This window comes from Gemmobacter sp., from assembly GCF_046292685.1.
Classification (GTDB): domain Bacteria; phylum Pseudomonadota; class Alphaproteobacteria; order Rhodobacterales; family Rhodobacteraceae; genus Wagnerdoeblera.
On record NZ_JBKBQM010000035.1, the window covers coordinates 17,798 to 37,070 of the forward strand.

At 67.7% G+C, this 19,273-nt stretch carries 18 protein-coding genes and 1 pseudogene; 3 read left to right on the top strand and 16 right to left on the bottom strand.

From position 1 onward, the window contains the following. Positions 1-26: 26 nt before the first annotated feature. Entirely contained in the window at positions 27-1,325 is a 1,299-nt protein-coding gene (preA, locus tag ACK4S2_RS10800; RefSeq protein ID WP_409623917.1) for an NAD-dependent dihydropyrimidine dehydrogenase subunit PreA, read from the top strand. 380 nt (positions 1,326-1,705) lie between these two features. Here preA and ACK4S2_RS10805 read toward each other — a convergent pair. The 10 genes and pseudogenes from ACK4S2_RS10805 to ACK4S2_RS10850 all read right to left on the bottom strand — a co-directional run. Further along, positions 1,706-2,167: pseudogene (locus ACK4S2_RS10805) on the bottom strand (DDE-type integrase/transposase/recombinase); the annotation flags it as partial. Positions 2,168-2,174: 7 nt separating this feature from the next. After that, the gene (gene gph / locus ACK4S2_RS10810) at positions 2,175-2,888 is read right to left on the bottom strand and encodes a phosphoglycolate phosphatase (protein WP_409623919.1); all 714 of its coding nucleotides are present in this window, start codon (positions 2,886-2,888) and stop codon (positions 2,175-2,177) included. Further along, positions 2,885-3,559 (bottom strand): HAD family hydrolase, encoded by a 675-nt coding sequence (locus ACK4S2_RS10815; RefSeq protein WP_409623921.1) that lies wholly within the window; start codon positions 3,557-3,559, stop codon positions 2,885-2,887. The genes gph and ACK4S2_RS10815 overlap by 4 nt, the downstream gene beginning before the upstream one ends. Beyond that, positions 3,560-4,246 (bottom strand): ribulose-phosphate 3-epimerase, encoded by a 687-nt coding sequence (gene rpe, locus ACK4S2_RS10820; protein WP_409623923.1) that lies wholly within the window; start codon positions 4,244-4,246, stop codon positions 3,560-3,562. Between the two features lie 26 nt (positions 4,247-4,272). Further along, entirely contained in the window at positions 4,273-5,322 is a 1,050-nt protein-coding gene (gene fba / locus ACK4S2_RS10825) for a class II fructose-bisphosphate aldolase (RefSeq protein WP_409623925.1), read from the bottom strand. A gap of 3 nt (positions 5,323-5,325) precedes the next feature. Continuing rightward, entirely contained in the window at positions 5,326-6,570 is a 1,245-nt protein-coding gene (locus ACK4S2_RS10830) for a phosphoglycerate kinase (RefSeq protein ID WP_409623927.1), read from the bottom strand. Then, complete coding sequence (gene gap, locus ACK4S2_RS10835) at positions 6,513-7,514, bottom strand: type I glyceraldehyde-3-phosphate dehydrogenase (RefSeq protein WP_409623929.1); 1,002 nt, start codon at positions 7,512-7,514, stop codon at positions 6,513-6,515. The genes ACK4S2_RS10830 and gap overlap by 58 nt, the downstream gene beginning before the upstream one ends. Positions 7,515-7,524: 10 nt before the next feature. Further along, on the bottom strand, positions 7,525-9,495 hold the full coding sequence (tkt, locus tag ACK4S2_RS10840) for a transketolase (RefSeq protein WP_409623931.1): 1,971 nt from the start codon (positions 9,493-9,495) through the stop codon (positions 7,525-7,527). A gap of 12 nt (positions 9,496-9,507) precedes the next feature. Next, entirely contained in the window at positions 9,508-10,383 is an 876-nt protein-coding gene (locus ACK4S2_RS10845; RefSeq protein ID WP_409623933.1) for a phosphoribulokinase, read from the bottom strand. Continuing rightward, on the bottom strand, positions 10,380-11,393 hold the full coding sequence (locus tag ACK4S2_RS10850; RefSeq protein ID WP_409623935.1) for a class 1 fructose-bisphosphatase: 1,014 nt from the start codon (positions 11,391-11,393) through the stop codon (positions 10,380-10,382). The genes ACK4S2_RS10845 and ACK4S2_RS10850 overlap by 4 nt, the downstream gene beginning before the upstream one ends. Positions 11,394-11,489: 96 nt before the next feature. On the opposite strand from ACK4S2_RS10850, the gene ACK4S2_RS10855 reads away from it, so the two are divergent. Beyond that, positions 11,490-12,440, top strand: a complete 951-nt coding sequence (locus ACK4S2_RS10855; protein ID WP_409623937.1) for a LysR family transcriptional regulator — start codon at positions 11,490-11,492, stop codon at positions 12,438-12,440. On the opposite strand, the gene ACK4S2_RS10860 is transcribed toward ACK4S2_RS10855, so the two are convergent. The 4 genes from ACK4S2_RS10860 to ACK4S2_RS10875 form a co-directional block, all read right to left on the bottom strand. After that, a complete protein-coding gene (locus ACK4S2_RS10860) occupies positions 12,430-14,712 on the bottom strand; it encodes a nitric oxide reductase activation protein NorD (RefSeq protein ID WP_409623939.1) in 2,283 nt (760 codons plus the stop codon). The two genes, ACK4S2_RS10855 and ACK4S2_RS10860, sit on opposite strands and share 11 nt — an antisense overlap. 22 nt (positions 14,713-14,734) lie before the next feature. Continuing rightward, positions 14,735-15,538, bottom strand: a complete 804-nt coding sequence (locus ACK4S2_RS10865; protein ID WP_409623953.1) for a CbbQ/NirQ/NorQ/GpvN family protein — start codon at positions 15,536-15,538, stop codon at positions 14,735-14,737. A gap of 76 nt (positions 15,539-15,614) precedes the next feature. Beyond that, the gene (locus ACK4S2_RS10870; RefSeq protein WP_409623941.1) at positions 15,615-15,971 is read right to left on the bottom strand and encodes a ribulose bisphosphate carboxylase small subunit; all 357 of its coding nucleotides are present in this window, start codon (positions 15,969-15,971) and stop codon (positions 15,615-15,617) included. A 66-nt stretch (positions 15,972-16,037) separates the two neighbouring features. Next, complete coding sequence (locus tag ACK4S2_RS10875; RefSeq protein ID WP_409623943.1) at positions 16,038-17,465, bottom strand: form I ribulose bisphosphate carboxylase large subunit; 1,428 nt, start codon at positions 17,463-17,465, stop codon at positions 16,038-16,040. A gap of 122 nt (positions 17,466-17,587) precedes the next feature. Here ACK4S2_RS10875 and ACK4S2_RS10880 point away from each other — a divergent pair, with 122 nt between their 5' ends. Beyond that, positions 17,588-18,547 (top strand): LysR substrate-binding domain-containing protein, encoded by a 960-nt coding sequence (locus ACK4S2_RS10880; protein WP_409623945.1) that lies wholly within the window; start codon positions 17,588-17,590, stop codon positions 18,545-18,547. A gap of 96 nt (positions 18,548-18,643) precedes the next feature. Here ACK4S2_RS10880 and ACK4S2_RS10885 read toward each other — a convergent pair whose 3' ends face one another. Both ACK4S2_RS10885 and ACK4S2_RS10890 read right to left on the bottom strand, forming a co-directional pair. Further along, on the bottom strand, positions 18,644-19,141 hold the full coding sequence (locus ACK4S2_RS10885) for a rhodanese-like domain-containing protein (RefSeq protein ID WP_409623947.1): 498 nt from the start codon (positions 19,139-19,141) through the stop codon (positions 18,644-18,646). Between the two features lie 11 nt (positions 19,142-19,152). Then, a complete protein-coding gene (locus ACK4S2_RS10890; RefSeq protein ID WP_409623955.1) occupies positions 19,153-19,269 on the bottom strand; it encodes a thioredoxin family protein in 117 nt (38 codons plus the stop codon). Positions 19,270-19,273: the final 4 nt, after the last annotated feature.

The window sequence follows — 19,273 nt, forward strand, 5'->3', positions numbered from 1 at the left end:
GCGCGCTTCCCAACACGGAGCATGACATGGCCAACCTCGCCAGCGACTTCATCGGCATCAAGTCCCCCAACCCGTTCTGGCTGGCCTCGGCGCCGCCGACCGACAAGAAATACAACGTCGAACGCGCCTTTCAGGCCGGCTGGGGCGGCGTGGTGTGGAAAACGCTGGGCGCCGAAGGCCCGCCCATCGTCAACGTCAACGGCCCCCGCTATGGCGCGATCTGGGGCGCCGACCGCCGCCTGCTGGGCCTGAACAACATCGAGCTCATCACCGACCGCCCGCTGGAGGTGAACCTGCGCGAGATCAAGGAGGTCAAGCGCAAGTGGCGCGACCGCGCGCTGGTCATCTCGCTCATGGTCCCGTGCGAGGAAGACAGCTGGAAGGCCATCCTCAAGCAGATCGAGGATACCGAGGCCGACGGGGTGGAACTGAACTTCGGCTGCCCGCACGGCATGGCCGAACGCGGCATGGGCAGCGCCGTGGGCCAGGTGCCCGAATACATCGAGATGGTCACGCGCTGGGTCAAGCAATACAGCCGGATGCCCTGCATCGTCAAACTCACGCCCAACGTCACCTCGATCCTGCCGCCGGCCATGGCGGCGAAACGCGGCGGGGCCGATGCCGTCAGCCTAATCAACACCATCAAGTCGATCACCAACGTCGATCTCGACCATTTCTCGCCTTTCCCGATGATCGACGGCCAGGGCAGCCACGGCGGCTATTGCGGCCCGGCGGTCAAGCCCATCGCGCTGAACATGGTGGGCGAGATCGCGCGCCACTCCGAAACCCGCGGCCTGCCGATTTCGGGCATCGGCGGCGTCACCACCTGGCGCGACGCGGCCGAGTTCCTGGCGATGGGGGCGGGCAACGTGCAGGTCTGCACAGCCGCCATGACCTATGGCTTCAAGATCGTGCAGGAAATGATTTCCGGCCTGTCGCAGTATCTGGATGAAAAGGGCATGGCGCTGTCCGACCTTGTGGGCCGCGCGGTGCCGAATTTTGTCGAGTGGCAGGATCTGAACCTCAACTACGTCACCAAGGCCCGCATCGACCAGGACGCCTGCATCAAGTGCGGCCGCTGCTATGCCGCCTGCGAGGATACCAGCCACCAGGCCATCTGGATGAAGCCCGGCCGCGTGTTCGAGGTGAACGACGCCGAATGCGTCGCCTGCAACCTCTGCGTCGATGTCTGCCCGGTGGACAACTGCATCAGCATGGTCGAACTGCCCAAGGGCAGCGTGGACCCGCGCACCGGCAAGGTGGTGGGCGACTACGCCAACTGGACGACCCACCCCAACAACCCCGCGGCCCGCGCGGCGGAATAAGCCCTTCCCCCGCCGACCGCCTTTTGCCGCCCTCTTGCCGCCGCCCGGTCCCCCGCCCGGGCGGCTTTTTTCCGCCCCACAGCTCTGGAGGGCCAGCCCCGGCCGGGACCGGGGGGACTTCTGACAAATCTTGGTCTCCGGAATGCACTGCCGGGGGGCTCGATCGATCTGAACAGGTTCCGGGCGTTTTCCGCGTGGTTTTCCGCCTTGGCTACGCCGCCACCGGTTCGGGTATAGGATGGTTGAATCAGGATGCTGTCCCGTTGAGTGGTGTAGCCGGCGCTGATCGTCACCTTTAGGTTCGGCGCGGGCCTGCTGGATCAGGCTGCCGCTGTGGGCTGAATCGCCCCGGGTATCCGAGAGGTTTCTTTGTTCAAAAGCTACGCGGCTTTTTCGAGGGTGTTCCTCTGTGCGTGAAACGCCTCCTCCACTTCTTGCGGCCGCCTATGACCGATGGCGCTGTGGAGGTGCTCGTTGTTATGCCAGCTGACCCATTGCAGGGTCTCCCACTCGACCTGTGCCATGGATTTCCAGGGGCCGAGGAAGTTGATGACCTCGGTCTTGAACAGGCCGATGATACTCTCGGCCAACGCGTTGTCGTAACTGTCGCCCATGCTGCCCGCCGAGGTGTCGATGCCTGCATCAGCCAGGCGCTCGGTGTGGCGGATGGACAGATACTGGCTGCCGCGGTCGGAGTGATGGATCAACCTGCCGCCTGTTGGGCACCGCTGGCAGATCGCCCGGTTCAGGGCGTCCGGCACGAAGCTCGTGGTCATCGATGTCGAAACGCGCCAGCCCACGATCTTTCGGGTGAAGACATCGATGACGAAGACCACGTAGACCATGACGTTATCGACCTGCGCGCCGTCCAGCGGCGTCCTGCATCCCGAGGATATGGTCGCGCAGCGCTTCGTAGCTGTCGAAGGCGAAGGCATGCGCCAGGTCGTTTACCGGTGTCTTGCGATAGCCCTTCGTGTGCAAGGCAAAGGCGATCCCCGCCCGCGCTGCGGTTTCGGCATCGACCTCGCTGTCGCCGACATAGAGAAGCGGCCGTCCGAGCGGAGCGAAGGCCGCCAGAAGCGGCGCCGGATCGGGCTTCTTCTGCGCAAGGCTGTCCCCCGCAACCACCACATCGAAGACCTCCGCAAGCCCGAGCGCGGCAAGGATGGCTTGGGTGGGGACCAGCGCCTTGTTGGTGCACAGGCCGAGCGGATGACCCCGGTCGCGCAGCAGGCGCAACGTTTCCGGCACTTCCTCGTAAAGGCGGGACAGGCCGGCAGGCGACATCAGGTAGTGGGCGAACATCGCTTCTGTCATCGCGGCCTGACGTGCCGGAGCGATGCCCCGGCTCGCGCGGGCCGCGTTGACCAGATTGGGAATCCCGTGCCCGATGAAACCGCGGGTTTCCGCAAGGCTGACCGGAGCGGCCCCCTCGGCCTCGAGGACCAGGTTCAAGGCGCGGTGCAGGTCGGGCGCGGAATCCACCAGGGTCCCGTCGAGATCGAAGACGATAGCGCCCAAGCGGAGCGGTGCCGTGCCGCGAGAGGCGGTAGCCTGCGTCATGCCAGCACTCCCGGATCCAGCCGGTCGAATTCATCCACCACAGAGGCGGCACCGGAGAAATCCTCGCCATCGGTGTAGCAAGACGGCGAAACGATACAGCGCAGGCCGGCCGCCAGGGCCGCGCGCAGGCCGTTGCGGCTGTCCTCGAAGGCGAGTGCTGCGGATGCGGGCAGGCCGAGCCGCTCCAGCGCCAGAAGATAGACATCGGGGGCGGGCTTCTTGCGGGGCACATCGTCGCCGCAGGCAAGAACCTCGAAGACCCTTGCCGCCGGTTGGCCGAGGGTGGCGGCGATCAGCGCATCGACATTGGGCCGGCTCGTCGTGGTGGCGATCGCGAGCCGCAGGCCCCGCGCCTGCGCGCGGTCGATGAGGGCCGCGATACCGGGCCGCAGGGCGATGGCGCCCGCCTGCACCAGCGCCGTGTAGCGGTCGGTCTTGGTGCGGTGCAGCGCGGGGATGTCGAACCGCGCCGGATCGGCGCCGATCTCGGCGACATGGCGGGCGATGCGCTCCTTTCCGCCTGTGGTCGTCAGAAGTCTGCGATAGTCCCCGCGGCTCCAGTTCCAGCCCAGCCCGGCCGCGGCAAAGGCCTCGTTGAAGGCGCGACGGTGGAGTTCCTCGGTCTCGGCCAGCGTGCCGTCCACGTCGAAGATGAGAGCTTGCACCGCCATCTAGACGGCCGCCTCGGCTGCCGCGCGGATCGCGCGGATATTGGCGCCATAGGGGGCGGGGTCGGCGACCGACCCGCCCCGGAACACCGCCGAGCCCGCCACCAGAACATCCGCCCCCGCCGCCGCCATCAGCGGCGCGGTCGCGGGGTCCATCCCACCGTCGATCTCGATGTGGATGGGCCGGTCGCCGATCATCACCCGCAGGGCGCGGACCTTGCCGCTCATGTCGATGAATTTCTGCCCGCCGAAGCCTGGGTTCACCGTCATCACGCAGACAAGGTCGGCAAGGTCCAGCAGATGCGCCACCGCCTCGGCCGGGGTCCCGGGGTTCAACGCCACGCCCGCCTTCATCCCCGCGCCCCGGATCGCCTGCAGCGTGCGGTGGATGTGCGGGCCTGCCTCGACATGCGCGGTCAGGATGTCGGCGCCGGCCTTCGCATAGGCCTCGATCCAGGGATCGACCGGCGCGATCATCAGGTGCACGTCCATCACCGTTGTCACATGACGACGGAAAGCCGCGACGGCGGGCGGCCCGAAGGTGAGGTTGGGCACGAAATGGCCGTCCATCACGTCCACATGCACCCAGTCGGCGCCCTGATCCTCGACGGCGCGGATCTCGCGGCCGAAGTCGGCGAAATCGGCGGACAGGATCGAGGGCGCGATGCGGATGCGGCGGTCGAAAGGCATGGGGGCCTCCTGGGCTGAGCGGGGGGTCAGAGCGTTCCGGCCCTGTAGCGGCGGGCCATCTCGTCCATCGGGATCACCTTGATCCTCGAGGCGTTGCCCGCGGTCCCGAAGGCCTCGAGCCGCGCCTTGCACAGATCGCGCATCGCGTCCATGGCGGGCTTGAGGAACTTGCGCGGGTCGAACTCGCGCGGGTTCTGCATCGCGACCTTGCGGAACTGCCCGGTCATCGCCATGCGGCAATCGGTGTCGATGTTCACCTTGCGCACGCCGTGGCGGATGCCGCGCACGATTTCCTCGACCGGCACGCCGAAGGTCTGGGGCATCTCGCCGCCGTGGGCATTGATGATGTCCTGCAGATCCTGCGGCACCGAGGACGAGCCGTGCATCACGAGGTGGGTGTTGGGCAGCCGCTTGTGGATCTCCTCGATCACGTTCATCGCCAGGATGTCGCCGGTGGGCTGGCGGCTGAACTTGTAGGCGCCGTGGCTTGTGCCGCAGGCGATGGCCAGCGCATCGACCTTGGTCTTGCCGACGAACTCCACCGCCTGGTCGGGGTCGGTCAGAAGCTGGCTGTGGTCGAGCGCGCCTTCCGCGCCGTGGCCATCCTCGGCCTCGCCCTGCCCCGTCTCGAGCGATCCCAGAACGCCCAGTTCGCCCTCGACCGAGGCGCCGACCCAATGCGCCATCTCCGCCACGCGGGCGGTGATGGCCACGTTGTAGTCGTAGCTCGCCGGGGTCTTGGCATCGGCCATCAGGCTGCCGTCCATCATGACGCTGGTGAAGCCGTGCCTGATGGCCGACAGGCAGGTGGCCTCGTTGTTGCCGTGGTCCTGGTGCATGCAAAGCGGAATCTCGGGATAGATCGCAGCCAGCGCCTCGATCATCTTGGCCAGCATGATGTCGTTGGCATAGGACCGCGCGCCGCGGCTGGCCTGGATGATGACAGGGGCGTCGCAGGCCTTGGCGGCCTCCATGATCGCCAGGCCCTGTTCCATGTTGTTGATGTTGAAGGCGGGAACGCCATAGCCATGCTCGGCGGCATGGTCGAGCAGTTGGCGCAGCGTGATGAGTGCCATGGATCAGACCCTTTCGTTCTGCATGAGAGCGGCGACACCCGGCAGGGTGCGCCCTTCGAGCCATTCGAGGAAGGCGCCGCCGGCGGTGGAGACATAGGTGAACCGGTCGGCCACGCCTGCGGCATTGAGCGCCGCCACCGTGTCGCCGCCGCCCGCGACCGAGACGCAGGTGCCGCCGCGCGTGAGCTCTGCCGCAACCCGCGCCAGGGCCATGGTGGCGGCATCGAAGGGCGGCATCTCGAAGGCGCCGAGCGGCCCGTTCCAAAGGATCGTGCGCGCCCCTTCTAGCACGGTGGTGAACTCGGCCACCGCCTGCGGGCCGGCATCGAGGATCATCGCATCCGCCGGACAGGCGGTGGCCGGCACGGTTTCGCAGGCAGCATGGGCCTCGAACGCGCGCGCGACGACCGCGTCCGCGGGCAGATGGATCGAGCAGCCCGACTGCGCCGCGAGCGCCCGGATCTCGCGCACCGTGCCGATCTGGTCGGCCTCGTGCAGCGACCGGCCCATCGGCGCGCCCTCGGCAAAGAGGAACGTGTTGGCCATGCCGCCGCCGACGATCAGGTGATCGACCTTGCCCACGAGGTTCTTGAGCACCGCGATCTTGGTCGAGACCTTGGAGCCCCCGACGATGGCGACCGAGGGGCGCGCGGGCTGTTCCAACGCCTGCGTCAGGGCCCTCAGTTCCTCGGTCATCAGCGGTCCGGCAACGCCCGGCATCAGATGGGCGATCGCCTCGGTCGAGGCATGGGCGCGATGCGCGCAGGAGAAGGCGTCGTTCACATAGACATCGCCCAGAGCCGCCAGACGCCGCGCCAGGGCTTTGTCGTTGCTTTCCTCTCCGGGCTCGAAGCGCAGGTTTTCGACCAGAAGCACCTGGCCGGGGTTCAGCCGCGCGGCCTCGTCCGCCGCTGCGTCGAGGGTTGCGAAGCGCACGGGGCAGCCGAGCGCGCGCGCGAGGTCGTCGCGCAACGGGCGCAGGCTGAAGGCCGGATCCGGCTTGCCCTTCGGCCGGCCGAAATGCGACAGGATCACCAGCGACACGCCCCTGGCCAGCAGCGGTTTCATGCCTTCGGCAAAGCGGGTGATGCGGGTCGCGTCGCTGACGCGGCCTCCTTCCATCGGCACGTTCAAGTCGGCCCGCACCACGAGCCGCCGGCCGGCCGCTTCGACATCGGACACCGACCGGATCACAGCAGCCTCCCGATGGCGACCGCGGTGTCGGCCATGCGGTTCGAAAAGCCCCATTCGTTGTCGTACCAGGACAGGACCGATACGAAGGTGCCGTCCATGACCTTGGTCTGGTCCATGTGGAACACGCTCGAATGCGGATCGTGGTTGAAGTCGGCGGAGACGTTCTTGAAGGCGGTATAGCCGAGGATGCCCTTCATCGGGCCTTCGGCTGCGGTCCGGATGGCTGCGTTGACCTCCTCGACCGAGGTGGCGCGTCGGGCAATGAACTTCAGGTCCACCACGCTGACATTCGGCGTGGGCACGCGGATCGCGAAGCCGTCGAGCTTGCCCTTGAGTTCGGGCAGCACCAGGCCCACGGCCTTGGCCGCCCCCGTCGATGTCGGGATCATCGACAGCGCCGCGGCGCGGGCGCGGTAGAGATCCTTGTGCATCGTGTCGAGCGTCGGCTGGTCGCCGGTGTAGGAATGGATGGTGGTCATCATCCCCTTCTCGATGCCGATCGCGTCGTTCAGCACCTTGGCCACGGGCGACAGGCAGTTCGTCGTGCAGGATGCATTCGACACCACGATGTCGTCGCGGGTCAGCGTGTGGTGGTTCACGCCATAGACGATGGTCTTGTCCGCCCCGTCGCCCGGGGCCGAGATCAGCACGCGCCGGGCGCCGGTGGACAGATGCGCCTGGCATTTCTCCTTCGAGGTGAAGATGCCGGTGCATTCCATCACGATGTCCACGTCCGACCAGGGCAGGTCGGCGGGGTTGCGCAGGGCGGTGGCGCGGATCGGGCCACGGCCCACGTCGATCCAGTCGGGGCCGGTGGCGACGGCGCCGGGGAAGCGGCCGTGGACCGAGTCGAACCGCACCAGATGGGCGTTGGTCTCGACCGGGCCGAGGTCGTTGATCGCAACGACCTCGATATCGGTGCGGCCGGATTCCACGATGGCGCGCAGCACGTTTCGTCCGATGCGGCCGAAGCCGTTGATGGCAACCTTTACAGTCATGTTGGTGTCCTCAGATCAGCGATTTTGCCCTGGCGGCCACGGCTTGCGCCGTGATGCCGAAATGGGCGTAGAGCGCGGGCGCCGGGGCCGAGGCCCCGAAGCCCGTCATCCCCACGAAACCGTCGGTGTGGCGCAAAAGGCCGTCCCAACCCTGACGGATGGCGGCCTCGACGCCGACGCGCGGTGCCTCGCCCAGCACGCCGGCGCGATAGCCCGCGTCCTGCGCCGCGAAGCGCTCGAAGCTCGGCGCGCTGACCACGGCCGCGCGGATCCCGTCGGCCGCCAGCAGGTCGGCGGCGGCCATGGCGATTTCCACCTCGGATCCGGTGGCGACCAGCGTCACCTGCCGGTCGGCCGTATCGCGCAACACATAGGCGCCGCGGGCGGTCAGGTTCTCGGCTGCGTCGGTGCGCAGGGTGGGCAGGTTCTGCCGGCTCAGCGCCAGCAGCACCGGCCCCTCGGTGACGCCGAGCGCGATTTCCCAGGCCTCGGCGGTCTCGACCGCGTCGCAGGGGCGCAGCACGGTCAGGTTCGGGATGGCCCGAAGCGAGGCCAGGATCTCGACCGGCTGATGGGTCGGGCCGTCCTCGCCCAGGCCGATGCTGTCATGCGTCATGACAAAGATCGTCGGCACGCCCATCAGCGCCGCAAGCCGGATGGCAGGTCGGCAATAGTCGGCGAAGGCAAGGAAAGTGCCGCCATAGGGTCGGAACAGACCCGAGAGCGCAAGGCCGTTCATCGCCGCAGCCATGCCGTGCTCGCGCACGCCGTAGTGGATGTAGCTGCCCGAGAAATCCTGCGGCGTGACCGAGACCTGGCCCTTCGATTTCGTCAGGTTCGACCCCGTGAGGTCGGCCGACCCGCCGATGGTGAAGGGTAGCGCGGCGTTGACCACACCCAGGGCCATCTCGCTGGCCTTGCGGGTGGCGACCTTGGGCCGTTCGGCCAGAAGCTGCGCCTTGAAGGCAGTCATGGCGGAGGACAGCGGCGCCGGATCCCGCGCGATCAGGGCGCGCAGATCGGCGGCCCGGGGATGGGTTGCGAGGCGGTTGTTCCAGGCCTTCCGGGCTTCGGCCCCGCGGGCAGAGATGCGGTGCCATGCGGCATAGATGTCTTGCGGGATCTCGAAGGGGGCATGGGGCCAGCCCAGACGCTCACGCGCCGCCGCGACCTCGGCCGCGCCCAGGGGGGCGCCGTGCACGTCATGGCTGCCCTGCTTGTTCGGGGCGCCATATCCGATGATCGTGCGGCAGGCGATCAGGCTGGGGCGCGGATCGGCCTTGGCGGCCGTGATCGCGTCGGCGATCTCGGTCCGGTTGTGGCCATCGCAGGTCAGCACATGCCAGCCCGCGGCGGCGAAGCGCGCCATCTGGTCGGTCGAGGTGGCGATGTCGGTATCGCCGTCGATGGTGATGCGGTTGTCGTCCCACAGCACGTTCAGCCGGCCGAGCCCGAGATGCCCGGCCAGGTCGATCGCCTCGTGGCTGATCCCTTCCATCAGGCAGCCGTCCCCGGCGATCACCCAGACATTGTGATCGATCAGCTCGGGAAACCGCGCCCGCCCGAGGCGTTCGGACAGCGCCATGCCCACGGCCGTGGCAATGCCCTGGCCGAGCGGGCCGGTTGTCACCTCGATGCCTTTGGCGTGGCCATACTCGGGGTGGCCCGCGGTGCGGCTGCCGAGCTGGCGGAAGGCGCGCAGCTGGTCCATCCCCATGTCGTCATAGCCGAGCAGGTGGTGGATCGCGTAGAGAAGCATCGAGCCGTGCCCGGCCGAAAGCACGAAGCGGTCGCGGTTGGGCCAGTCGGGGCAGGACGGGTCGAGCGTGACGAAGCGGTTGAACAGGACCGCAGCGACATCGGCCATGCCCATGGGCATGCCGGGGTGGCCCGAGTTGGCAGCCTGCACCGCATCCATCGCCAGCGCGCGGATGGCGTTGGCCATCAGGGTTTCGTCGGCAGGTGGGAAGGTCGCGTTCATGAGGTGTCCCTTTCAGCGCAGCTTGCGGGCGATCGTCACCAGACGCTCGATCAGCGGGGTCAGGATCAGCTGCATCGCCAGATCCTGCTTGTTGCCGGGGATGACGATCGAGTTGGCCCGGCTCATCCAGGATCCGTGGATCATCGAGGTGAGATAGGGAAAGTCGATCCCGCGCGGGTTCTTGAACCGGATCACCACCAGGCTTTCGTCCGGCGTCGGGATCCAGCGGGCGATGAAGGGGTTCGAGGTATCGACGACCGGCACGCGCTGGAAGTTGATGTCGGTTTCCGAGAACTGCGGCACGATGCAGTGCACATAGGCATGCATCCGGCGCAGGATCGTGTCGGTCACGGCTTCGGTCGAATAGCCGCGCGCCGCGCGATCCCGGTGGATCTTCTGGATCCATTCAAGGTTGATGACCGGCACCACGCCGATCTTGAGATCGGCCAGCGCGGCAAGGTTGACCTGGTCGTTGACCACCGCGCCGTGCAGACCTTCGTAGAACAGAAGGTCGGAATTGCTGTCGAACGGCGCCCAGGCGGTGAATTCGCCCGGCGGCACGCCGTGCCGTTCGGCTTCGCTCGCGTCGTGGACATAGTGCCGGGTGCGGCCGGTGCCGCTGTCGCCATATTCGCGAAAGACACGTTCGAGTTCGCCCAGTTCGTTGGCCTCGTAGGAGAAATGCGAAAACGTGCCGTCGCCTTCGGTCTGGCGCTTGACGAGTTCGGCGCGCATCTCGGCCCGGTTGTAGCGGTGGAAGGCATCGCCCTCGATCGAGACCGCCTTGATGCCCTCGCGGCGGAAGATCTGGTCGAAGGTGTTCTTCACCGTCGAGGTGCCGGCACCGGAGGAGCCGACGACGCTGATGATGGGGAATTTCTTGCTCATGAGTCTTGCCCCCTGAACAGGCCACGCTTGTTGAACAGTGCCGAGATTTCCTGCGCGGGCAGGTCGTGATAGGTCGCCACCCGCGACACCTTGTTCGCGCTGCCGAAGACGAAGGGGGTGCGGGCGTGCAAACGTTCGGGGACGATGTCGAGGATCCGGTCGGTCCCGGTGCTCGCCATGCCGCCGGCGGCCTCGACAAGGAAGGCGATCGGGGCGCATTCGTAGACGAGCCGCAGGCGCCCCGACTCATAGCCCTTCCGGCTGTCGGCCGGATATAGGAAGATGCCGCCCCGGGTCAGGATGCGGTGCGTTTCGGCCACCAGACTGGCGATCCACCGCATGTTGAAGTTCCGCCCGGTCGGCCCTTCGCTGCCGGCCACGCGGTCATCGACGTAGGCGCGGATGGGCGCGGGCCAGTGGCGGTAGTTCGAGGCGTTGATGGCGTATTCCGTCGACTCGCGTGGGATCGGCTGCACCTCGCCGCTCCGCGCGAAGCGCCGGGTCGCCGGGTCCAGCACATATTTCAGTACGGCACCGCCGGCGCAGACCATGAAGCAGCACTGAGGGCCGAAGATCGCATAGCCTGCCGCCAACAGGTCGCGGCCTGGGCGCAGGAAACTGTCCGACGGGTCCGCGGCCGCCGGATAGATGCCGAAGATCGTTCCGATCGAAACGTTGGTGTCGATGTTCGAGGACCCGTCGAGCGGGTCGATGGCGACGGCCAGCGTTCCGGCAGGGTTCAGCGTGCAGACGTCGTCCTGTTCCTCGGACGCATAGTGACGCACGGCACCGTCCGCCAATGCGGCCCGGTAGGAGTCGTCGGCAATGACGTCCAGCGCCTTCTGGCTGTCACCATCGGCATTTGTCCCCTGTCCGGCAGCCAGGTCTCCGTCCAGCCCACCTCGGGCGATCCGCCATGCGAGGGCTGACGCGACGCTCGCCAGGCGGTCGAGCGTGTCCGCCAGGTCCGGCGCAATTCCCGGCGGGAGGGTGTCGAGCGTAGTCGGCATGATGGCTCCTCCTCCATCGTTCTCGCCGACACTCTTGCATCGGTTTCTGATTTGGACAAATTTAAGAATCCAAGATAGCTGTTCAGGAATTCTGAATTGATCCGGATCGACGCCCTGAGCCTGAAGCAATTGCGCGCCTTGCGGGCGATCGCGGCCGAGGGGTCTCTGACAGCCGCCGCTGCGGAAATCGGGCTGACAGCGCCAGCAATTCACAGTCAGATCAAGTCCTTGGAGGCAGCCGTGGGGGCGCCGGTGCTGACCCGTGCGCCACAGACCGGACGCATGACCTTGACCGAGATCGGGGCCGAGGTCTTGCGGGCCGCGCATCAGGTCGAGGGCATTCTGTCGCAGCTGAAGGCCCGGGTCGGCTCGCGGTTCGCCGGGCGGCAAGGGCATGTCACGCTGTCGGTCGTCTCGACCGGCAGATATTTCGCGCCGCGGCTCGTGCAGATGCTCCAGGAATGCTGCGCGGCCATCGACATCACGCTTCGGGTGGGCAACCGCGACGCGGTCATCGACGATCTCGATCATGGACGCTGCGCGCTTGCGGTCATGGGCAGACCGCCACGCATCCCCGCTGTCACGGCTACGCCGCTCGGGCCGCACCCGCACGGCGTCGTCTTGCCGCCGCATCATCCGCTGGCAGGCGCCGACGGGTTCGACCCGACGGCTCTGCTGGGCGAGACCTTCCTGTCGCGCGAAGCGGGGTCGGGGACGCGGATCCTGATGCACCGCTTCCTCGACCGCTTCGCCGAGGCCGAGGCAGTCCGCATCGTCGAGATGGATTCGAACGAGACGATCAAGCAGGCGGTGCTGGCCGGGCTCGGCATCGCCTTTCTGTCGCTGCACACGGTAGCCGACGAGCTGCGTGCGGGCCGGCTTGTGCTGCTGAGGGGGCCGAACCTGCCTGTGATGCGGCACTGGTATCTGGTGCGTCCGCAGGCCTTCGGGCCGGATCCGGCGGCCGAGCGGATCGCGGCCGGGATCGAGGCGCTGCACGCCAGCTACCTGCCGAAGCTGCCCGACGCAGCCGGTCTCAGCGCGTAAGGGTCGCGTATAGTCGCGGCAGGCGCTCGGGCAGGCGCTCGACCCGGTCGAGGACCAACACGTTGCGCGGGCCGAAGATGCGCTGGGCATAGCTGTCGGCCCGCGGGTCGAGCGTCAGGCAGAAGGGCAGGATTCCGGCTCGCCGCAGGCCTTCGACTGCGTGGCGCGCGTCATGGCGCAAGTAGAAGGGATCTCGCACGTCGATATCGGCCGGCGCCCCGTCGGTCAGCACGATCAGCAGCTTGCGCGCCGCCGCGACGCGGCCCAGATGCGCGCCGGCATGGCGGATCGCGGTTCCCATGCGGGTCGAAAGCCGGCCCTCGGCCCCCATGATCCGCGCCTTGGCCAGCGTGCCCCAGGGGTGTTCGAAATCCTTCAGCCGGGTGTAGAACACGTTCTCGCGCCCGTCCGAGCAGAAGCCGTGGATGGCCAGCCGGTCGCCCACGCGGTCGATCGCCTCGGCCAGCAGCAGGCAGCCCGCCTGTGTCAGGCCCAGCACGGTCTGGCCTGCGCCGACCGGATCGTTCGTGCTTTCGGACAGGTCGAGCAGCACCAGCACCGCGGTGTCGCGCGTCTTGCGCAGCAGGCGCATCATCACCCGCCGGTCCGGCTGATGGCGCAGGCGGGTGTCGATGGCCGCCGCTACGGCCGCGTTCAGGTCGATCTCGTCGCCGTCTTCGAGCTTGCGGATGCGGATCGTGCCTTGCGGGCGCAGCGCGTCGAGCAGATGGCGCAGCCGGTCGATGGTCTTGCGGTTGTCGGCCAGGATCGCCTCGGCCTGCGCGGGGTCGCCCGCCCGCGGCCGGATCTCGCGCAGCGTGGCCCAGCCGGGTCGGACGGCCTGAAGCCGGTGGTCGAACTCGTCATAGGGGATCGGCGGGCCGAGCGGCGGCTTGCCTTCGCGCGCGTTGAAGCTCGTGCCGTCGTCGTCGAAGAACACGCTCGCCTGTACCCAGATTTCCTGCGCATCCGCGCCCGCGGTCTCGACCTCGACCTCGTTCACCATCTCGGAGACCGAGACATAGCGCCGCGTCTGCGCCGGGGCTGCACCGGCGGCCTGCGACCAGTCGAGTTCCTCGAACTCCCACAAAAGCCGGTTGTCGCAGCGATAGGGGCAGGACGGCCGGTCGCTGTGCGCCGAAAACGGCAGGCCCCGCAGCCGGTCGGCAAGGTCGAGGCCAAGCGCGCGCGACATCCCGGCATCGGTCAGGTCGGCGGCGGCGAAGGCCGCGAGCGCAGAGGCCGACAGATCGTCCTCGGCAACCCCGGTCAGCAGGACGCGCGCAAGCCGGTCGAAGACGCCCGCGGTTCCCGCGGCGGTCTGTCCGTGGAACGGCGCCCAGAGCGCGCGCAGGTTCGGAAAGCGCGCGATGGCCAGCGCCTCGGCCCGGGCATCCTCGATCAGGCCGATGCACAGGGTCTGCAGCGCGTTCAGCCCCTCGGCCGGGATCGCCCGGCGCAGCACGGCCAGATGGGCGGCCAGATGCGCGACCTGCGCGCGGTAGAGATCCAGCCCCGGCCGGCCCTGCCAGTCGTCCAGCGCATCGGGCAGGTGCAGCATGTGCTCGGCCACGAAGGGGCGCAGCCCGGCCCGCGTCTCGAAATCGCCTGCCGTCGGCACCAGCACGAAATCGCGCCCCCAGAGCGCGCGCAGATACATGCCCAGTCGCCGTTGCACATCGACCAGCAGCGTGCCCTTGCGCTCGGCCTGCATCACCGCACGCGAGGTCTCGGTAGCCAGCGCGAAATAAGCCTCGATCGCGGGCGGGTCGGTGCGGTGCGCCTCGATCCCCCAGTCGGCCCAGCGGCGCAGCCCGCCCAGCGTCAGCACGTCGAGCAGCTGCGCGAGATGATCCAGCATCGGCCGCAGCGCGCGCGGCGCCCGTGCCAGCATATGTTCGATCAGCCGCAGCCAGGACCGGAACAGCGCAAGGTCGCCCAGCCGCCGCGCCGCCAGAGGCGCGGTCTCTAGGATGCGGGCGATCACCGCGCCCGAGGTGCGCGAGGCAAAGCCGAGGCAGGCTGTCACGGTCTCGGGGATGGCATCCTCGCCGATCTCGCGGGCCAGCTCTGGCACCGCGTCGATCCAGGCCAGCACCACCGCCTCGCCGCGCCCCATCTGCACCAGCGCATCCGCCCCGCGCAGCCAGTGGTCGAGCCCGCGCGGCGACAGGCGGCGGCGCACCTCGGGCAGGGCGCGGGCCAGGGCGGCGCGGGCCTCGGGCGGCAGGCGCGCAGGCAGGTCGGCATGGTCGGCCGGCAGGCCGTCCATCGCAGGGACGGCGGCCGGGGCTTCAGAAATAGGTGGCGACGGCGGCATCGAGCGCATCGCGCATGTCCGGGTCGTCGGTGATGGGCCGGGTGATCGCCATCGTGCAGGCCGACACGGGCGCCACACCCTCGGTAATCAGCCGCGCGGCATGGACCAGCATCCGCGTGGAGACGCCCTCGTCCAGGCCGTGGCCCTTTAGGTTGCGCGCCCGCGCGCCGATCTCGACCAGCTTGCGCGCGACCGCGGCCTCCACCCCACCCTCGTGCGCGACGATCTCGGCCTCCACATCGGGTTCGGGCCAGGTGAAATCCAGCGCTCCGAAGCGCTGCTTGGTCGATTGCTTGAGATCCTTCGTCAACGACTGGTAGCCGGGGTTATAGCTGATGACGAGGAAGAAGGCCGGATGCGCCCGGAGCAGCTCGCCCTTCTTCTCCAGCGGCAGGACGCGGCGGTTGTCGGTCAGCGGATGGATCACCACGGTCGTGTCCTGACGCGCCTCGACCACCTCGTCGAGATAGCAGATCGCGCCGTGGCGGGCGGCGAAGGTCAGCGGCCCGTCCTGCCAGCGCGTGCCCTCGGCATCCAGCAGGAAGCGGCCCACGAGATCCGAGGCGGTCATGTCCTCGTTGCAGGCGACCGTCACCAGCGGCAGGCCCAGCCGCCAGGCCATGTGCTCGACGAAGCGGGTCTTGCCGCAGCCGGTGGGGCCCTTGAGCATCACCGGCATCCGCGCGGCATAGGCGGCGGCGAACAGCGCGACCTCGTCGGCGGTGGGGCGATACCAGGGTTCGGCTGCAATGCGGAAGGGGGCGGTGACGTCCTGCATGTCCATGGTTCACCTGTCAGGCGCAGAGCAACAGGGCCGCCCCGCGGCGATGTGCTGCGGGGCGGCGCGAGGTGGGTCAGACGGGCTGTCCGCGATAGATCACCATGTTGGCGCCCTGGCTCTGGGTAAAGTTGTTATAGCCGATCAGCCGGACATGGTGGCCGGGGTTGGCCTCGTGGCAGGCCTTCAGCTCGGCAAGGATCGCGTCCACATCGGTCTCGCCGAACATCGGCAGCTTCCACATGTACCAGTAGTTGGACTTGGCGAACTGCGGCTCGGTGTGCTCGATCCCCGGGTTCCAGCCGTGCTTGACGATCCATTCCACCTGCTTGCGGATCTGCGCCTCGGTCATCGGCGGCAGGTAGGAGAAGGTGCCCATCTTCCGGCTGGCGGGGTCGGACAGGCGCGAGGGGTAGTCCTGGACAGTGCTCATGTCGGTGTTCCTGTGCAAGGCAAGGGCGGGGCGACCCCGCCCGTGAGGGGGAGGGGAAACGGCGGCTCAGCGGTGCTGCACGTCGAGCTTGTCCACCGTGTCGAACTCGAACTTGATCTCCTTCCAGGTCTCCATGGCGATCTTGAGTTCGGGGCTGTGGCGGGCGGCGTTCGTCAATATGTCCTTGCCCTCCTTCTCGATCGCGCGGCCTTCGTTGCGGGCCTGGACGCAGGCCTCGAGCGCGACACGGTTGGCCGCAGCACCCGCGGCGTTGCCCCAGGGGTGGCCCAGCGTGCCGCCGCCGAACTGCAGCACCGAGTCGTTGCCGAAAATCGCCACCAGTGCGGGCATGTGCCAGACATGGATGCCGCCCGAGGCCACCGGAAAGACACCCGGCATGGACCCCCAGTCCTGATCGAAGAAGATGCCGCGCGCGCGGTCCTCCTTCACGAACTTGTCGCGCATCAGGTCGATCCAGCCCAGCGTTGCCTCGCGGTCGCCTTCCAGTTTGCCGACCACGGTGCCGGAATGCAGATGGTCGCCGCCCAGCAGGCGCAGAAGCTTGGCCAGCACCCGGAAGTTGATGCCGTGGTTGGGGTTGCGGTCGATCACCGCGTGCATCGCGCGGTGGACGTGCAGCAGCATCCCGTTGTCGCGGCACCACTTGGAAAGCGAGTTGTGCGCCGCCCAGCCGAGCGTGATGTAGTCCGACATGATGATCGGGGTCTTCAGCTCCTTGGCATATTCGGCGCGCTTGAACATCTCCTCGACCGTCGGGGCGGTGACGTTCATGTAGTGGCCCTTGCGCTCGCCGGTTTCCTTTTCGGACTTCTCGATTGCCTCCTGGCAGAAGTCGAACCGGTCGCGCCAGCGCATGAAGGGCTGGCTGTTGACGTTCTCGTCGTCCTTGGTGAAGTCGAGCCCCCCACGCAGGCATTCATACACGGCGCGCCCATAGTTCTTGGCCGACAGCCCCAGCTTCGGCTTGATCGTGCAGCCGAGAAGCGGGCGGCCGTACTTGTCCAGCTTGTCGCGCTCGACATGGATGCCGTGCGGCGGGCCGAAGCAGGTCTTCACGAACCAGATCGGAAAGCGCACATCCTCGAGCCGCAGCGCGCGGACGGCCTTGAAGCCGAACACGTTGCCCACGAGCGAGGTGAAGACGTTGACGACCGAGCCTTCCTCGAACAGGTCGGCCGGATAGGCGATGAAGGCATAGAAGGCGTCGTCATGGCCCGGCACGTCCTCGATGCGATAGGCACGACCCTTGTAATGGTCGAGGTCGGTCAGAAGGTCCGTCCAGACGGTGGTCCAGGTTCCGGTCGAGCTTTCTGCGGCCACCGCGGCGGCAGCCTCCTCGCGCGGGACGCCGGGCTGCGGGATGACCTTGAAGACGGCGAGCACATCCGTCTCCTTCACCGTGTAGTCCGGCTCCCAGTAGGTGGAGCGGTATTCCTTCACGCCGGCGTCGTATTTCTTGGGAAGGGCATTCATCCTTGGACCTCCTCTCGCGGGGCGGCACTGGTTCCGCCTTCCGTCAACAGGACGCTATCGGATTTGACACTTTAACTGAAATGAATAGTTTTTATTTTCAGACTATGCCAGGATGAATTATCATGCGCATCAGCCTGCGTCAGCTCCAGATCTTCCGCGCGGTCGCGCAGGAGATGTCCTTTACCCGGGCGGCCGAGGCGCTGAACCTGACGCAGCCGGCCGTCTTCACGCAGGTCAGGCAGATGGAAGCGGCCCTGGGCCATGTCCTGATCGAGCGGATCGGCAAGCGGCTCTTCCTGACCGAAGCGGGGCGGACCGTGCTCGAAACCGCCCGCGAGGTGCTCGAGGCGATCGACCGTATGGACATGCAATTGGCCGATCTCGGCGGGCTCGCGCGCGGTCGGCTGCGCATTGCCGCGGTCTCGACGGCCAAGTATCAGGTGCCGGGGCACCTCGGCGTCTTCTGCCGCCGCCATCCCGGCATCGACGTCGCGCTGACGGTCGGCAACCGCGAGGAACTTCTGGCGCGGTTCGCCGCCAACGAGGACGATCTCTACATCCTCGGCACCGTCCCCGAAGATCTCGACGCCGAGCACCGGACCTTCGCCCGCAATCTGCTTGTCCTGGTCGCGCCGCCCGACCATCCGCTGACCGGACAGGCCGACGTGCCGCCTGCGCGCCTTGCCGACGAGATCTTCGTCATGCGCGAGCGCGGATCGGGCAGCCGCAGCGCCGCCGAACGGTTCTTCGCCGCACATGGGCTGGCGCCGCGGGTGCGCATGGAACTCGGCTCGAACGAGGCGGTGAAGCAGGCGGTCGCCGCGGGTCTGGGCCTGTCGGTCATCTCGCGCGGCACGGCGCTTCTGGAGCTGGAGCATGGCGTCCTGCACGAACTGCCGGTCGCCGGGTTCCCGCTGGTGCGCGACTGGCACGTTGCCTGGCCGCGCGGCAAGCATCTGTCGATCGCGGCGCAGACCTTCCTGACGGAATTGCAGCATGCACCCGAGTTCGGCCAGGTCACGGCCGCTGAGGGCGGCCCGCGCGGTGCCGTGGGGCGCGGTTTCGGTGTTTCAGGCACATGATGCCGGATGGACCGGTCGCTCGGGCAGCATCGTCACAGCGCCCGGATGTCGCGGTCCTGAGGCCCAAGCCGGGGATCGGCCGGGACTCTGCCGGCCTCAGCAACAGGCGGACGACTGCCCGCCTCCGCAGCATGACGACGGACTCGCGGGCGCCCCCGCGCCGCCACCGCAGGCGGATGCCGCCGGCACAGGTTCGGCCGACCCGGCGCAGCACGCGGATGCAGCCTCGGACAAAGCCACGGCCTCGGCCGATCCGGTGATGGGAAAGCCGCGGGCGACCCAGCGGGCGATGCCGGGCTTCATGTTCATCACCCGGTCATAACCCTGATACATCAGAAAATAGGTGGCCCGCAGGCTGCGTTCGCCCACAGCGCAGGCCAGGATCACGTCGCGGTCGCGCGGCACCTCCTGCCAGCGATCCTCGAACTGGCTGAGCGGGATATTGACTACCTCGCAGCCGGCATAACCCACCCGTGCCACCTCGTCAGGCTCGCGCACGTCAACCAGCAGAGCACCGGCCTTGAGCAACCGCTGCGAGGTGGACGGGCAGACTTCGCGCGCTTCGGCCAGTTCCTTTTTGACAGCTTCATTCATGGCAGCCTCCCTTAACCCAACCAGGCCACAACCTGATCGTGCGTGGGGACAGACCCCTTGTGGACGACCTTGCCCCCCACCACGACGGCCGGGGTGGTCATCACGCCAAATCCGACGATCTCGCGCATGTCC

Excerpts from the sequence above, each read along its gene's own strand:
- gph (WP_409623919.1), bottom strand. The coding sequence starts at position 2,888 with ATGACGCAGGCTACCGCCTCTCGCGGCACGGCACCGCTCCGCTTGGGC.
- ACK4S2_RS10870 (WP_409623941.1), bottom strand. The coding sequence starts at position 15,971 with ATGAGCACTGTCCAGGACTACCCCTCGCGCCTGTCCGACCCCGCCAGC.
- ACK4S2_RS10865 (WP_409623953.1), bottom strand. The coding sequence starts at position 15,538 with ATGCAGGACGTCACCGCCCCCTTCCGCATTGCAGCCGAACCCTGGTAT.
- preA (WP_409623917.1), top strand. The coding sequence starts at position 27 with ATGGCCAACCTCGCCAGCGACTTCATCGGCATCAAGTCCCCCAACCCG.
- ACK4S2_RS10845 (WP_409623933.1), bottom strand. The coding sequence starts at position 10,383 with ATGAGCAAGAAATTCCCCATCATCAGCGTCGTCGGCTCCTCCGGTGCC.
- fba (WP_409623925.1), bottom strand. The coding sequence starts at position 5,322 with ATGGCACTCATCACGCTGCGCCAACTGCTCGACCATGCCGCCGAGCAT.
- ACK4S2_RS10830 (WP_409623927.1), bottom strand. The coding sequence starts at position 6,570 with ATGGGGCTTTTCGAACCGCATGGCCGACACCGCGGTCGCCATCGGGAG.
- ACK4S2_RS10890 (WP_409623955.1), bottom strand. The coding sequence starts at position 19,269 with ATGCGCGAGATCGTCGGATTTGGCGTGATGACCACCCCGGCCGTCGTG.
- tkt (WP_409623931.1), bottom strand. The coding sequence starts at position 9,495 with ATGAACGCGACCTTCCCACCTGCCGACGAAACCCTGATGGCCAACGCC.
- rpe (WP_409623923.1), bottom strand. The coding sequence starts at position 4,246 with ATGCCTTTCGACCGCCGCATCCGCATCGCGCCCTCGATCCTGTCCGCC.
- ACK4S2_RS10880 (WP_409623945.1), top strand. The coding sequence starts at position 17,588 with ATGCGCATCAGCCTGCGTCAGCTCCAGATCTTCCGCGCGGTCGCGCAG.
- ACK4S2_RS10860 (WP_409623939.1), bottom strand. The coding sequence starts at position 14,712 with ATGGACGGCCTGCCGGCCGACCATGCCGACCTGCCTGCGCGCCTGCCG.
- ACK4S2_RS10815 (WP_409623921.1), bottom strand. The coding sequence starts at position 3,559 with ATGGCGGTGCAAGCTCTCATCTTCGACGTGGACGGCACGCTGGCCGAG.
- gap (WP_409623929.1), bottom strand. The coding sequence starts at position 7,514 with ATGACTGTAAAGGTTGCCATCAACGGCTTCGGCCGCATCGGACGAAAC.
- ACK4S2_RS10875 (WP_409623943.1), bottom strand. The coding sequence starts at position 17,465 with ATGAATGCCCTTCCCAAGAAATACGACGCCGGCGTGAAGGAATACCGC.
- ACK4S2_RS10885 (WP_409623947.1), bottom strand. The coding sequence starts at position 19,141 with ATGAATGAAGCTGTCAAAAAGGAACTGGCCGAAGCGCGCGAAGTCTGC.
- ACK4S2_RS10850 (WP_409623935.1), bottom strand. The coding sequence starts at position 11,393 with ATGCCGACTACGCTCGACACCCTCCCGCCGGGAATTGCGCCGGACCTG.